13 protein-coding genes are annotated in these 13,769 nt (G+C 56.2%); 7 read left to right on the top strand and 6 right to left on the bottom strand.

The annotated features are described in order from the left end of the window. Positions 1-242: 242 nt before the first annotated feature. From AC1V0D_RS09130 to ompC, 4 genes are all read left to right on the top strand, one after another. Positions 243-1,598 carry a TolC family outer membrane protein gene (locus AC1V0D_RS09130; protein WP_058957778.1) on the top strand — a complete coding sequence of 452 codons (1,356 nt, stop codon included), beginning with the start codon at positions 243-245 and terminating at the stop codon, positions 1,596-1,598. A gap of 16 nt (positions 1,599-1,614) precedes the next feature. Next, positions 1,615-3,756 carry a type I secretion system permease/ATPase gene (locus AC1V0D_RS09125; protein ID WP_482907291.1) on the top strand — a complete coding sequence of 714 codons (2,142 nt, stop codon included), beginning with the start codon at positions 1,615-1,617 and terminating at the stop codon, positions 3,754-3,756. Continuing rightward, positions 3,753-4,922, top strand: coding sequence for a beta-barrel domain-containing protein (locus AC1V0D_RS09120; protein WP_325936071.1), 1,170 nt, complete (start codon positions 3,753-3,755; stop codon positions 4,920-4,922). The genes AC1V0D_RS09125 and AC1V0D_RS09120 overlap by 4 nt, the downstream gene beginning before the upstream one ends. Positions 4,923-5,520: 598 nt before the next feature. After that, a complete protein-coding gene (gene ompC / locus AC1V0D_RS09115; protein ID WP_058957776.1) occupies positions 5,521-6,639 on the top strand; it encodes a porin OmpC in 1,119 nt (372 codons plus the stop codon). A 22-nt stretch (positions 6,640-6,661) separates the two neighbouring features. Here ompC and AC1V0D_RS09110 read toward each other — a convergent pair whose 3' ends face one another. Together AC1V0D_RS09110 and AC1V0D_RS09105 are read right to left on the bottom strand one after the other, a co-directional pair. Then, positions 6,662-6,853 (bottom strand): hypothetical protein, encoded by a 192-nt coding sequence (locus AC1V0D_RS09110; RefSeq protein ID WP_482907290.1) that lies wholly within the window; start codon positions 6,851-6,853, stop codon positions 6,662-6,664. A gap of 152 nt (positions 6,854-7,005) precedes the next feature. Then, positions 7,006-7,116 carry a hypothetical protein gene (locus AC1V0D_RS09105; protein WP_009089087.1) on the bottom strand — a complete coding sequence of 37 codons (111 nt, stop codon included), beginning with the start codon at positions 7,114-7,116 and terminating at the stop codon, positions 7,006-7,008. Positions 7,117-7,287: 171 nt separating this feature from the next. On the opposite strand from AC1V0D_RS09105, the gene apbE reads away from it, so the two are divergent. From apbE to AC1V0D_RS09090, 3 genes are all read left to right on the top strand, one after another. Then, positions 7,288-8,337: an FAD:protein FMN transferase ApbE gene (apbE, locus tag AC1V0D_RS09100; RefSeq protein ID WP_482907289.1), complete on the top strand. Its 1,050-nt coding sequence runs from the start codon at positions 7,288-7,290 to the stop codon at positions 8,335-8,337. Then, positions 8,337-8,978: a DNA oxidative demethylase AlkB gene (gene alkB / locus AC1V0D_RS09095; RefSeq protein WP_482907288.1), complete on the top strand. Its 642-nt coding sequence runs from the start codon at positions 8,337-8,339 to the stop codon at positions 8,976-8,978. Before apbE ends, alkB begins: the two co-directional genes overlap by 1 nt. Before the next feature lie 96 nt (positions 8,979-9,074). Further along, entirely contained in the window at positions 9,075-10,727 is a 1,653-nt protein-coding gene (locus AC1V0D_RS09090) for a multidrug ABC transporter permease/ATP-binding protein (protein WP_482907287.1), read from the top strand. A gap of 156 nt (positions 10,728-10,883) precedes the next feature. On the opposite strand, the gene AC1V0D_RS09085 is transcribed toward AC1V0D_RS09090, so the two are convergent. From AC1V0D_RS09085 to AC1V0D_RS09070, 4 genes are all read right to left on the bottom strand, one after another. Then, positions 10,884-11,600, bottom strand: a complete 717-nt coding sequence (locus tag AC1V0D_RS09085) for a 4'-phosphopantetheinyl transferase family protein (RefSeq protein WP_482907286.1) — start codon at positions 11,598-11,600, stop codon at positions 10,884-10,886. Positions 11,601-11,671: 71 nt separating this feature from the next. Further along, positions 11,672-11,875, bottom strand: a complete 204-nt coding sequence (locus AC1V0D_RS09080; protein ID WP_167428767.1) for a hypothetical protein — start codon at positions 11,873-11,875, stop codon at positions 11,672-11,674. A gap of 446 nt (positions 11,876-12,321) precedes the next feature. Beyond that, a complete protein-coding gene (locus tag AC1V0D_RS09075; RefSeq protein WP_482907285.1) occupies positions 12,322-12,696 on the bottom strand; it encodes a hypothetical protein in 375 nt (124 codons plus the stop codon). A 14-nt stretch (positions 12,697-12,710) separates the two neighbouring features. Further along, entirely contained in the window at positions 12,711-13,715 is a 1,005-nt protein-coding gene (locus AC1V0D_RS09070) for a hypothetical protein (protein ID WP_482907284.1), read from the bottom strand. Positions 13,716-13,769: the final 54 nt, after the last annotated feature.

Genomic DNA, 13,769 nt, shown 5'->3' with positions numbered 1-13,769 from the left:
CTCAGGCTGTTAAGATGGCGTTTTTTTATGCAATCGGCAGAAAGATGAAAGATTTCATCAGTTTTTAACAGGACTCGGTGCAGAATATGATCTAATAATGTTAAGGGTTATTCAGGCTCCGGCTTGTAAAACATAAATAAAATAACGCAATAAAACCTTTAAGGGCACCGTAACGCCTTTTCTGCCTGCTTTGTTCACCAGGAAAAAAACCATGATCATAAGAACGCCTGTTGGTATGGATAATGAACAAAGCACGATTAACTTTTCTGATATGCGCCCTGAGTGGCGTGGCACTCCCGGCGGCCTGGGCCGCACCGTTACCGAAGGCGGAGTTTAACTGGCGCGCCGCGCCCAGCGAAGAGCAGATTGCCAGCTTAACGCTGCGCGACGCTATCCTCCGGGCCTTCGCCCGTAATCCAAAAATCTCGGAAGCCGCGGCACAAATCCATGTCGGTGAGGGCGATCTCGACGCCGCCCGCAGTGCCTGGTATCCGCAAATCTCACTGCAGGGTGCGGCGGGGCGTTCGCATCAGACCGACTCCGCAGGCAGCCTGAACAACAATGGCTCCGGCGGCGTCACGCTCAGTCAGCTGCTCTACGACTTTGGTCGTACCGGCAGTGCCATCGACGAGCAGCATGCCCTGTCAGATGCCTATCGTTACGGCCTGTTCGACGCAATGACCACCGTGGCGGAAGATACGCTGCAGGCCTACCTCGAAGTCAAACGCTATCAGGCGCTGGCTGAAACGGCGCACACCAATATCGCCTCACTGCAGCGGGTGCGGGATATTGCCGGACTGCGCGCCGACGCCGGACTCAACTCCCGATCCGATGTGCTGCAGGCGGAAACCCGCATCGCCGCCATGCAGGCCACGCTGGAGCAGTATCGCGCCCAGCTGCGCTCTGCCACGGCCCAGCTGACCGTGCTGACCGGCGTGGTGCCCGCCACGCTGCCGGAACTGCCGCAGGCGCTGCTGAAACAGCAGATTACCCTCGACAAAATCGCCTATGAAAGCAGCGCTGCGGTTCGCAGCGCCCAGTCTAAACAGGAAGCGGCCCGTGAACGGGTGCGTCAGGCGCAGTCGGGTCACTGGCCGACGATCAAAGTGCAGGCGGGCCGGACCCGTTATGAAAACGATCGCCAGTCCTACTGGGATGATGAAGTGCAGCTTCAGGTGGAAGCTCCCCTCTACCAGGGGGGCATGGTGAATGCGAAAACGGCCTCAGCCGAGGGCGATCGGGAGGCGGCGCAGGCGGCCGTGCAGCAGGCCAAACTCGCCATCAATCAGAACGCCTCAACGGCCTATGCGGATATGATCGGCGCGCAGCAGCGGCAGGCTGCCGGAGAAGTGCAGCTGGCCAGTGCCGATCATACCCGCGCCGTCTACGCCGACGAATATCGCCTCAGCAAGCGCAGCCTGAACGATCTCCTGAGTGTGGAGCAGGATGTGTTCCAGGCCGACAGTTCGCGGATCACCGCGCTTTATGATGGCTGGGATGCCACCGTTCGCTACGCCGCCGCAGTCGACAATCTGCTGGATATCATGGGTATTGATCGCCAGCAGAGCAGCGGCGATCTTCTTCCTTCGCTGCAATAGCGATAAGGCAATAATAATGAGTACAGCCACCCTGAACACTGAAAACTGGATTGCCGCCATGCTGCGCGTGGCCGCGCGATTCGGTAAACCGGCCGATGGCAAAACCCTGCGACAGCAGATGCGCTGGTTTGAACATCTGCCGGTGTCCCAGCAGCTGGAGCGCCTCTCCGGTCTGCTGGGACTGCATCTGACAATGGTGCCCCAGAATAAACTGCGCTGGCGTCAGGAGATCACCCCTGTGGTGCTGGTGCTGGAAAATGCCAGCGTGGCGGTGCTGGAGAGCATCGATAAAGAGGGCAGCGCGCGCTACTGGCTGAGTGAAGGCGGCGACGTGGTGCGGGAAAGCCCGTTATCTGAACTGCTGGCGCGCGCCCAGGGGGATGTGGGGGTCACGGGCGTCGCGGCGCGGGGCCGGGATGCACGCATAGATGAGTTTATCCAGCCCTATGAGCCGCACTGGTTCTGGAAAAATTTTCGTGGCATGGGACGCCGCATCACGGAGATTTCGCTGGCCTCGGTGGTCAGCAATGTTCTGGCGCTGGCCGGCATCCTCTTTTCGATGCAGGTCTACGATCGGGTGATCCCGGCGCAGTCGCAGTCGACGCTCTGGGTGCTGTTTGTCGGCGTGCTGATTGCGGCGGCTATCGAGTATCTGATCCGGCTGATGCGCACCCAGGTGTCGGACCTGATGGGCAAACGGATCGACCTGAAAGTCTCCGCCATGCTGTTTGCCCGGGCGATGAGTATCCGCAATGAAGCGCGGCCAAAATCGACCGGTTCGTTTATCTCGCAGCTGCGTGAGATTGACCAGGTGCGCGAGCTGCTGACCTCCACCACCGTGGGGGCGGCTGCCGATCTCCCCTTTGTTATTCTCTTCCTGTTTATCATGTCGTTTGTCGGCGGCTGGCTGGTTCTGATTCCGCTGGCGGCCATTCCGCTGATCGTGATCCCCGGTCTGCTGGTGCAGATCCCGATGGCGCGGCTGGCGAAAGAGGGGCTGCGTGAGGGGGCGCTGCGCAATGCGGTGCTGGTGGAGACCATCGAAGGCATTGAGGATATCAAGGCTCTGCAGGCCGAGCCCTATTTTCAGCGCCAGTGGGAACAGACACATGAAGTCAGCGCTTCAATCAGCAATCAGCAGCGCCTCTGGGGTGCGCGTCTGACCGGCTGGGCGGCGACTGTGCAGCAGCTCACCTACGCGGGCATGCTGGTCTTTGGCGTTTACCTGGTGCTCGATTCGCAAATCACCACCGGGACCCTGGTCGCCTGTAGTCTGCTCTCCTCACGGACCATCGCCCCGCTGATGCAGCTGACGATGGTCTTCTCACGCTGGCAGCACGCCAAAATGGCGATGAAAGGGCTGGATGAGCTGCTGAAGAAGCCGCTGGATCAACCGGAAGCCAGCACGCTGGCTCACTGTCCGACGCTGACCGGCCATTACGATCTGCGCAACGTGCACTACAGCTATGACAAAGAGAATGAAAAAACGGTGCTCAGCGTGCAGCAGCTGCAGATCAAGCCGGGCGAGAAGGTGGCGATCCTCGGCAAGGTGGGGGCCGGAAAGTCGACGCTGCTGAAGATCCTGGCGGGTCAGGCACTGGCGACCCAGGGCAAGGTGATTGTGGATGGCGTCGACATCGAACGCATCGATCCCGTCGACCTGCGCCGTCAGCTCGGCTGGCTGTCACACGACTCCCGCCTCTTCTTTGGCACGCTGCGGCAGAACCTGATGCTGGGCAATCCCCACGCCAGTGAGCAGGAGATGCTGCAGGCGCTGCGCATCAGCGGCGCGCTGTCGCTGGTGCAGCAGGATGCCGCCAGCCTGGATCGCATTATCAATGAGGGGGGACGCGGACTGTCGGGCGGACAGAGACAGATGGTGATGCTGAGCCGGATGATCCTGCGTCAGCCGCAGGTGGTGTTGCTGGATGAGCCCACCGCGGCGATGGATGAACAGCTGGAGGAGCAGGTGATCCGGCAGCTGCAGGGCTGGATCAGCGGGCGAACGCTGGTGCTGGTGACTCACCGTCCGGCGCTGCTGAAAATGGTCGATCGTATTGTCGTCATGGATAACGGCCGGATTGTGGCCGATGGCCCGCGCAACGACATTCTGCGCCGCGCGACGCCAACGGCGCCCGGTAAAGGAGGTGCCGCATGAGCCTGGTGATTGTTGATAAAGATCTTGCCCGCCATGAGCGCCGCACATCGGCGATTATCTGGCTCTGCACCGCCACGCTGGCCCTTTTTCTCATCTGGGCGCACTTCGCCATTCTGGATGAGGTCACGGTCGGCACCGGCAAAGTCACCCCCTCCAGCCGCGCACAGGTGATCGACAGCCTGGATGGGGGCATCGTCAAGCAGCTTAACGTTCATGAGGGTGACATCGTTGAGAAAGGGCAGGTGCTGGCAACGCTCGATCCTACGCGCTTTCAGTCGAACTTCGGCGAGGCGCAGGCGAAGGTGCGCACGCTGCGCGCCTCTGCCGAGCGGCTGGAGGCGGAGCTCTCCGGCACGCCGCTGACCTTCAGCGCAGAGACCCTTAAAGAGCCGCAGCTGGTGACGCGGGAACGCCAGCTCTATGAGTCGCGACGTCGCAACCTCACCGAAACGATCAGCAATCTGCAGCAGTCGCTGCGGCTGGTGCAGGATGAGCTGCGGCTGACGGAGCCGCTGGTGGCTAAAGGCGCGGCCGGGCAGGTGGAGGTGATTCGTCTGCGCCGTCAGGTCAGCGATCTGCGCGGCAAAATCGATGAGGCGCGCAATGACTATCTGGTTCGTGCGCACGAAGAGCAGGTGAAAAATAATGCGGAACTGGATGCGCAACTGCAGGTGGCCGCTGGCAAAGAGGATCAGCTGACCCGCGCCACGCTCTACTCGCCGGTGCGCGGCATCGTCAAAGATATTCAGGTTACGACGGTGGGGGGCGTGCTGGAGCCGGGTGGCAAACTGATGGAGATCGTTCCGCTGGAGGATCAGCTGCTGATTGAAACGCGCATCAACCCGCGCGATATTGCCTGGATCCGGCCTGGCCTGGCAGCCATCGTCAAGGTGACGGCCTACGACTCCTCTATCTATGGCGACCTGCCGGGTGAAGTCGAGACGGTCTCACCGGACACCCTGCAGGATGAGGTAAAACGCGATCAATATTACTACCGGGTCTACGTGCGCACCCGGAAAGCGGAGCTGACCAACCGGGCCGGGCGAAAATTCCCGATTGTGCCCGGTATGGTGGCCAACGTGGAGATCAAAACCGGTCAGAAATCGGTGATGGATTATCTGATTAAGCCGCTGAATAAAGTCAAAGAATCGCTGCGGGAGCGCTGAGACTTTTCTGAAGCCACTCTAACCGCCTGCTTAATTACGGTGATAAATTAACATGGCGGTTATTTCAGCATTCAGGCGGGAAAAGGGGGCGAAATTTACCACTCTGTGCGGTAACAGCCGGATGTTAATTTAACCCACTTAAGAAAGTTTACGCAGATATAGCGAAACGGTAAATCGCAGGCAAAAAAAAGCCGGACAAACTGTCCGGCGGGAAATAATAAGTTGTACATCTCATTCGGGGAGAATGAAGGTAATAATGGAATAAATGATGATAGCGGGGACTATTCTATTCTCAGATGAGTCATAAGTTTTATCATTCAGTGCTTCGGAATGATCTGAAATAACTCATTGATAATCAATGAATCTGAATGGGTTTAGCGATTTGTGCGGCAATTTTTATCGATCTGTGCTGGTTATTAGTTCCCCGAAATTTACATTATGAAATAACTGTTTCGACTTGTGTAACACTTTTGGAAATTTAGTAGCATTTTCCAGGTGGATTATTACCCGTTATAAAAGAACAATGGCCTGCCGGCTGAATTTTAAACATTCAGTTAGCAGTGGCAAATTATAAAGGCACATAACAGAGGGTAATAAAATGAAACGTCGCGTTCTCTCCCTGGTGATCCCTGCATTACTGGCAGCAGCAGGATCAGCAAACGCAGCTGAAATTTATAACAAAGACGGCAACAAACTGGATCTGTTCGGTAAGGTTGACGGTCTGCACTACTTCTCTGACAACGACGGCTCTGACGGTGACAAGTCATACGTTCGTTTTGGCTTCAAAGGTGAAACGGAGATCAGCAACGAGCTGACCGGTTATGGTCAGTGGGAATATCAGGCTGCGCTGAACAACTCCGAGGATGAAGGCACCGCCGACAGCTATACCCGCGTGGGCTTTGCCGGACTGAAGTTCGGTGATGCCGGTTCATTCGACTACGGCCGTAACTACGGTGTCGCCTACGATATCGGCGCATGGACCGACGTGCTGCCAGAGTTCGGCGGGGATACCTATGGCGCTGATAACTTCATGTTCCAGCGCGGCAACGGCATGGCGACCTACCGTAACAATAACTTCTTTGGTCTGGTGGATGGCTGGAACTTTGCGGTTCAGTATCAGGGCAAAAATGATAACAACACCGAGTCGGCTGGTGGCCGCGACGTGCTGGGTGAGAATGGTGACGGCTGGGGTCTGAGCACCACCTATGATCTGGGCTCAGGTTTCGGTATCGGTGCAGCCGCATTCCAGTCCGATCGCACGAACCGCCAGAATGGCGGATCAGAGGGTATCCTGGGACGGGGTGATAAGGCAGAAGTTTACACCGGTGGTCTGAAATATGATGCCAACAACGTCTACCTGGCGGCCATGTACTCACGCTCTTACAACGCCACCCGCTTCGGCGACAGCAGTGACAGCTCTTCAGCCTACGGTTATGCCGATAAAGCGGACAACTGGGAACTGGTTGCCCAGTATCAGTTCGACTTTGGCCTGCGTCCTTCTCTGGCCTACGTGACCTCACGCGGCACCGACGTGCAGAACTGGGGCAAACAGAACCTGAAAAAATATGTTGATGTCGGTGCGACGTACTACTTCAACAAAAACATGTCCACCTATGTTGATTACCAGATCAACCTGCTGGACGACAACGACTTCACCGACGCAGCCGGTATCAATACCGACGACGTGGTGGCACTGGGTCTGGTTTACCAGTTCTGATCTGAGTCAACAGGGAGCGCAGTTACCGCTGCGCTCCTGCGTGACCCTGCGGGCTGACCGCGTCAGCCTTGCGCCATTTTGTCGGTTCCGCCACCGTGGTTTCTGGCGATACCACGCTGCCAAATCGCGCACCTTCAAAGGCTACACCCGCCAGGGTGAAAGCTGAAAAGCTCAGCCAGTGCTGCCAGGCTGCCTGCCATCCGGAATTTTTCATTCTGCACCTCTCATCAGAGATAAACACTGTTTCAACAGTGCAGAATTCATGCCAGCTTAACCGCTCTCACAGCCACAGACTTTACGCCTGCTTTGATACACTTGCTGCGCCCGACGGGAGCAGATTGCCCCACGCCGGTGCAGTGCAGCCTGTTAATGGCGCGGCCGGGAAGGGAGCATGTGACGATGACGACGCTGGTGCAGAACTTTATAGGTGCTGAAAACAAACAGCCCCAGGGCAATGGCGAGAATCAGATAGATCATCTGCTGCTCCTTTATTAAATGAATGTCGATCGCCTGATTAAAGGCGGGCAGAGGGTAGATGACGGGTCAAGTTTGAGGGGCTTAACAGAGAGATTCAACTCTCTTTAAGCGTCTTTACCCGAAGTTTATGCTTTGTAGCAGGTCGGAATAAAGTGTTACAAGTGAGGAAGGATGCGTTATCAGACTAATCTGCTGCTTACAGCAGTGCTGGCACTGTCATTAGTGGCCTGCGATAAACCTGCGGCTGAACCGGCGCTGGTGCTGGAAGGGAAAACGATGGGAACCGTCTGGCGGGTGAGCCTTGCGGGTGTCGATCAGGCGCGCAAGGCGGAACTGCAGCAGCGTATTCAGCAGCGGCTGGATGCTGACGATGCGGAACTCTCGACGTGGAAGCCGGACTCCGCGCTGTCACGCTTTAACCAAAGCCGCGATCTCACACCGCAGCCGGTGAGTGAAAACATGGCAGACATTGTCACCACCGCACTGCGGATTGGCCGTAAAACCGGTGGCGCGATGGATATCACCGTCGGCCCGCTGGTCAATCTGTGGGGCTTCGGCCCGACGAAACAGCCCGTCCACACCCCCGATGCTGCACAGATCGCGGCCGCCCGTGCGGAGACCGGTCTGCAGCATCTGCGGGTGGTGCAGGGTGCCGCGGGGCAGTGGCTGCAGAAAGATCTGTCGGGACTCTATGTTGACCTCTCAACCGTCGGCGAGGGCTTTGCGACCGATCATCTGGCGCGGCTGATGGAGCAGCTCGGCATCAACAACTATCTGGTGTCGGTGGGCGGCGCGGTGCTGAGCCGCGGGCTGAATGCGCAGCAGCAGCCCTGGCGGGTGGCGATCCAGAAACCTACTGACCGCGAGAATGCCGTTCAGGCGCGCGTGGATCTGCAGGGCCACGGCATCAGCACCTCCGGCAGCTATCGCAACTATTATGAACTGGACGGCAAACGGATTTCTCATGTCATCGATCCCGTTACCGGACGGCCTATTGAGCATAAGCTGGTTTCCGCCACGGTGATTGCCACCACGGCGCTGGAAGCGGATGGCTGGGATACCGGCCTGATGGTACTCGGCACGGAGAAAGCCAAAGCGCTGGCACTAGAACAGCATCTGGCGGTCTATCTGATCAGTAAACAGGGCGATAAATTTGTCAGCTGGATGTCGCCGCAGTTTGCTGCTTTCCTGATCCCCGCTGAAACGACCGGAGAACCCTGATGTTAGATCTCTTTAGTGAAGAGCAACCCTGGCAGGAGCCGCTGGCAGAAGGCGCCGTGATCCTGCGCCGCCGCGCGCGTGAGGATGCAGAAACGCTGTATCAGCAGGTGATGGCGATTGCAGAACAGAATCCGTTTGCCCATCGCATTACGCCCGGCGGGCACCGCATGTCGGTCGCGATGACCAACTGCGGCGACTTTGGCTGGTCGGTGGATTCGCGCGGCTATCAGTATGAGCAGCAGGACAATCTTAATGGCCGCCGCTGGCCCCCGATGCCGCCCCTGTTTCGCACCCTGGCGCAACAGGCCGCCCTTGAAGCGGGCTTTCCCGGCTTCAATCCGGATGCCTGTTTACTTAATCGCTATGAACCGGGCGCAAAGCTGACGCTGCATCAGGACAAAGATGAAAAAGATATGCGCCAGCCCATTGTCTCCGTGTCGCTGGGGCTACCGGCCGTGTTTCAGTTTGGCGGCTTTGAGCGGGGCGACGTTACTCAGCGGGTGCTGCTGGAACATGGCGACATTGTGGTGTGGGGCGGGCCGTCACGCCTGCGTTATCACGGTATCCTGCCGCTCAAGCCCGGCGTGCATCCGCTGGTGGGCGCCTGGCGTTATAACCTCACGTTCCGCCGCGCCTTCTGAGCCCTGGGGCGCGGAACGGCGTGGTGAGAATAACTATTGCTATCATTCCGCATCCCATTACACTGCAGGCTGTTTTTTGACTGCTGGATTGCCTGCATGACGTTGCTACACGTTGTTTTTCGCCAGTTCCGCTGGCCTTTCATTGGGGTGATTGCCCTGACGCTGTTAAGCGCAGTGCTGGGCATCGGGATGATCGCCTTCATCAACCGCGAAATGATTGTCGCCATCAACACCTCTTTTGCGGTGCTGCCGCAGTTCCTGTTGCAGCTGGTGGTGCTGATGGCGGTCACGCTCGCCTCGCAGCTGGCGCTGACAACGCTCGGCCATCAGTTTGTCTGGCGGCTGCGCGGTGAATTTATCAAACGTATTCTCGACACCCGGGTTGAGCGCATTGAGCAACTCGGCAGTGCCCAGCTGCTGGCCGGGCTGACCAGCGATGTGCGCGCCATTACGCTGGCCTTTGTGCGGCTGCCGGAGCTGTTTCAGGGCGTCATCATTACCCTCGGTTCGGCGATCTATCTCGCCTGGCTCTCTCCGGAGATGTTACTGGTGACCAGTCTCTGGATGGCCGTCACGCTGGTGGGCGGCTGGCTGCTGGTCTCGCGGGTCTATCAGCATATGGCGAAGCTGCGGGACATCGAAGATAGCCTCTATCGCGATTACCAGACGGTGATAGAGGGGCGTAAAGAGCTGCAGCTTAACCGGTCGCGCGCTCAGCAGGTCTACGACACGGTTTATCAGGAAGATGCCCGCGCCTGGCGTCATCATATTGTGCGGGCCGACACCTATCATCTCAGTGCGGTTAACTGGTCGAACATCATGACCTTAGGCGCTATCGGCATCGTCTTTTTTATGGCTAACAGCCTGGGCTGGGCTGACACGGCCGTCGCCGCGACCTTCTCCCTGACGCTGCTGTTTCTGCGCACGCCGCTGCTCTCGGCGGTCGGTGCGCTGCCTACGCTGCTCAGCGCGCAGGTGGCGTTCCGTAAGCTTAACGCCTTCGATCTCGCTCCTTATCAGCCCGGCTTCCACGCGCCAGCCGCCACCGCGGCGTGGCAGACGCTGGAGCTACGTGATGTCTCCTTCCACTACGGCGACAACGGCTTTAAGGTCGGGCCGATCAACCTGACGCTGCGCCGGGGAGAGCTGGTCTTTCTGATTGGCGGTAACGGCAGCGGGAAATCGACGCTGGCGATGCTGCTGACCGGGCTTTATCAGCCGCAGTCCGGCACGCTGCTGCTGGATGGCCAGCCGATCACGGCAGATGAACTCGATTGCTGGCGCAGTCAGTTCTCGGCGGTGTTTACCGATCTGCACCTGTTTGATCGGCTCATCGGGCGGGAAGGGGTTCCGGCCAATCCGGCGCTGGTTCAGCAGTGGCTGGAGAGGCTGAAGATGCAGGATAAGCTGAAACTTGCCGGTAATAAGGTGCTGAACCTCCGGCTGTCCAAAGGACAGAGCAAGCGCCTGGCACTGCTGCTGGCGGTGGCAGAAGAGCGGGATGTGCTGCTGCTGGATGAGTGGGCGGCCGATCAGGACCCCCATTTCCGTCGCATCTTCTATCGTGAGCTGCTGCCGTGGCTGCAGGAGGCGGGCAAAACGGTATTTGCCATCAGCCATGACGATCACTATTTCATTCACGCTGACCGGCTGCTGGAGATGCGCGAAGGGCAGTTAACCGAGCTGACCGGTAATGAGCGCGACCTCGCCACGCTCGACTCGGTAAAACGCACCGACACCGGCCTTTAGCGGCAGATGGCAAAACTTAGCAAAAAAGCGTATTGGCAGGCCGCGCCTGAAAGCGGTTACTGTAGCAGACAGCAGAAACAGCGGTTTCTGCGATCCTGAAACTTCTTCTTTCGTCTGTGTTTACCCCCGGCTAAGCTGCGTTGTTTAGCCGGTTTTTTAAACCGGATGCACCACCTGCGTTATCACCAGATTCTCCCGCCACAAAAATGTCGCCTGTAATAATGTGCCCGCCGGAAATCGCTCGCTGAAGTGCTGAGTCAGCCGCAGCGTGGCGCGCTGTCGGGCACAATCCACCGACATTAGCGCCGCCTGAAGAAAGTCCATCGGCTGATGCAGTTGGGGCCAGAGTGCCTTGTAAACACTCTCTTTCAGGGAGAACAGCAGGGTCGCGGCGGCACTGAAGCTGACCGGCAGCGACCGCAGCAGTTGCTGCTCCTGCGCATTCATCAGCAGCCCGGCCATGTCGTTCGCCGTTGTCTCCGGCATGATCTGTTCAACATCGACCCCGACAGTGCAGGGCTGACGCGTTGCCGCGACGACCACAACGCCCGCGCTGTGTGACAGCGACGCATGGATACTCGCCGGCCAGCAGGGAGAGCGATCGGGGGCATTGTTCAGGATAAAATCAGGGATGCCCAGCTCTGCCATGACCGACCTCACCAGCATCCGGCTGGCCAGATATTCGGCACGACGTTTGCTGACAGCCTGTTGCAGGCGGGCAGGCAGCATGATGCCCCAGGCAGCAGCCAGTGCCTCATCGTAAGCGTGCGGATTAAAGTGACTCACCGCCAGCAGCGGATCGCTGTGGCTCAGGTGCGAGGAGAGAATAAAGCCGCCTGCAACAGGCGGCAGCAGCAGGTCGGGATAGCGCATGCGGAACCATGATGGATGCCAAAACGGCATTAAATCAGGTGCATGCAAACAGGGCAAGCAGCCTGCCGGGATCAGTCGTTGGGCGGGATGGCAAAACTTTTCAGAGAAACAACAAAATGGTGATGACCTTTGCTGATACGCGCGCCGCGGTCGCACCAGTGGCTTGCCAGGCGAAAGAAATCGTCGCTGTCGATGTCATACGCCAGTTCCACTTTGCTGATGCCTGAGTGCAATAACGTTTCTGCATCTTTCAGGCTCTTTGCTTTAATCGCCATACACATTATCCGTCAGTTTCAGGGGAATTCAGGATAAGGCGTTTCTGTGACATTTTTGTTTCACTTTGATGAAAAAGCGTAGCGGGAGGTGATTTCTGTGAGGCGGATCCACCACTGCTGCAAGCCATAACTGGCTGATTGCAGAGATGATGTTAACGGCTGGCAGGATTAATCTGAATGTTACGAACAGGGAGTACGCGTACAGAGAAAGGCCGCGTCACGCGCGGCCCTGGTGGGTTACTTCTGGTCTGGCGGGGAAGGTTGCTTATCGCCTGACTCAGGTGCTTCTGTTGGATCGTCTTTTTCAATAAAGGTCATAAACTCTCCTCTTGTTACCCACAGGCTGTTAAGTATAGATCGGATTGGCGGGGACGCGAGGAAAGGGGGATTTGATCAAGTCGGCGGCATGACGACGTAAACGCAGGCCGCCCAATGTTGCTCTGCGCTTAAACCACATTGAATCTGATCAGAATTGCAATAAACGCTAACAGAAAGCAGCAAAAGAAACCGGCTAAAAATGTGTAATAAAGGGGTTTCAGGCTGTCGATCCTTTCCTGGTTTTTACGCTCACTGGCGAAGTCATAATTCTGGCTTTTCTGCTCTAAAAAGAAAATCTTCTTTTTATCTTTCAGTCGGATGAAGAACCAGGTCATTAGTGGTGAACCCAGATATCCCATATTACATTGAAAAAGATAAGGTGCAGGAAGTGTACGTCCTTTTTGGAAGTCTGAAATAAGACGTTGATATTGCGATCTGTTGACCAGATATAAAATAAAACTTATCACCAGGCAACAAAAGGGAAGGATGATTAAAACCATCATGGCCGATTTCATTTTTATATTCCCATATATTGATAAATCGTATCCATCGCAGCGTCACTTGCTTTAGCACCTGCATAGCCAGCAGCCAGAGACCCTACAGCTGCACAGACTACTGCCCCTGTTCCTGCTGTGGCTATCCCAATTGCCGCACATACTCCTAGTCCAGCCGCTGAGCCAAATGCACCTGCTCCAACACCCGATAATGTTGATGCACCAAATTTACCATACTCTTTGAATGCAGTTCTTTTGCATTCGTTTTCGCGTCCCTTAACACAAGCATTGACGACATCGTTTGTTGTTCCAATAAGCGAAAATCCAATGCCTATGTAGCCACCGGTTTTTAGAAATTTTGCTGCTTTTGCTGCATTACCAACATAATTTGAATAGCCTGGTATGCCCCCGAGTCCCGCAGTTGACCATTCATGCACCAGAGAACGGCTGGAGAGATTGAGTGCTCTACGCATATCCTCATAAGGTTTAAACTTCACTGTATAGCGGGTTAAAGACTTTAATAATGGCTTATTTACCAGTTCTTTTAATTGGTGAAAAAGTTGGTTACGTTCAATGAAAAATTGTTGACTGATTAGTGTACCCTGCATTCGAAACTGATTCTGATAACTCGTTTCGATCTTTTTTAAGGTATTTTCTATTTCTGAAAAGTACTTTTCGCCAATGTCTCCAACTGTGCTAAAAATGTTATCTCCTGATGTGGTGAGGGCAGCGATTAAACCGTAGTGTTGTTGTAAAAAGCTGGCTTCATCAGAGCTAACGCCAATAAACGCTCTGTTAGTTTTATGTTTTGCCTGTCGTAGAGCATTAAGCATCTGAAGGGTTGGCTTAGAGGCTGGGTCTATCACGATCCCTATCTGTCCCGGATTGAGCCAAAGAGTGTCTGCATTGTTTTGCTTGAAGATGCGGGCAGACTCTGAATGACTATCACGAAAAAGCATTCTGGTCTGGAAATCAAGGTTACCGGGTTGTTGAATGATGCAGTAGGCAGGTGCGAGGTTGCGTGACATTCCATTTCCTCCGATGAAATAGTAGACAGCTAAGCATATTGCCATATGATAGCA

It is taken from the genome of Pantoea sp. PA1 (assembly GCF_056856975.1).
Note: the sequence above shows the minus strand (reverse complement) of the source record. Positions and strands in the feature narration are given on the sequence as shown.

What these genes read in the sequence shown, in the direction of transcription:
- AC1V0D_RS09105 (WP_009089087.1), bottom strand. Translation starts at nt 7,116, where the DNA reads ATGATCTATCTGATTCTCGCCATTGCCCTGGGGCTGTTTGTTTTCAGC.
- ompC (WP_058957776.1), top strand. Translation starts at nt 5,521, where the DNA reads ATGAAACGTCGCGTTCTCTCCCTGGTGATCCCTGCATTACTGGCAGCA.
- AC1V0D_RS09120 (WP_325936071.1), top strand. Translation starts at nt 3,753, where the DNA reads ATGAGCCTGGTGATTGTTGATAAAGATCTTGCCCGCCATGAGCGCCGC.
- AC1V0D_RS09110 (WP_482907290.1), bottom strand. Translation starts at nt 6,853, where the DNA reads ATGAAAAATTCCGGATGGCAGGCAGCCTGGCAGCACTGGCTGAGCTTT.
- apbE (WP_482907289.1), top strand. Translation starts at nt 7,288, where the DNA reads ATGCGTTATCAGACTAATCTGCTGCTTACAGCAGTGCTGGCACTGTCA.
- AC1V0D_RS09125 (WP_482907291.1), top strand. Translation starts at nt 1,615, where the DNA reads ATGAGTACAGCCACCCTGAACACTGAAAACTGGATTGCCGCCATGCTG.
- AC1V0D_RS09070 (WP_482907284.1), bottom strand. Translation starts at nt 13,715, where the DNA reads ATGTCACGCAACCTCGCACCTGCCTACTGCATCATTCAACAACCCGGT.
- alkB (WP_482907288.1), top strand. Translation starts at nt 8,337, where the DNA reads ATGTTAGATCTCTTTAGTGAAGAGCAACCCTGGCAGGAGCCGCTGGCA.
- AC1V0D_RS09075 (WP_482907285.1), bottom strand. Translation starts at nt 12,696, where the DNA reads ATGATGGTTTTAATCATCCTTCCCTTTTGTTGCCTGGTGATAAGTTTT.
- AC1V0D_RS09085 (WP_482907286.1), bottom strand. Translation starts at nt 11,600, where the DNA reads ATGCGCTATCCCGACCTGCTGCTGCCGCCTGTTGCAGGCGGCTTTATT.
- AC1V0D_RS09130 (WP_058957778.1), top strand. Translation starts at nt 243, where the DNA reads ATGAACAAAGCACGATTAACTTTTCTGATATGCGCCCTGAGTGGCGTG.
- AC1V0D_RS09080 (WP_167428767.1), bottom strand. Translation starts at nt 11,875, where the DNA reads ATGGCGATTAAAGCAAAGAGCCTGAAAGATGCAGAAACGTTATTGCAC.
- AC1V0D_RS09090 (WP_482907287.1), top strand. Translation starts at nt 9,075, where the DNA reads ATGACGTTGCTACACGTTGTTTTTCGCCAGTTCCGCTGGCCTTTCATT.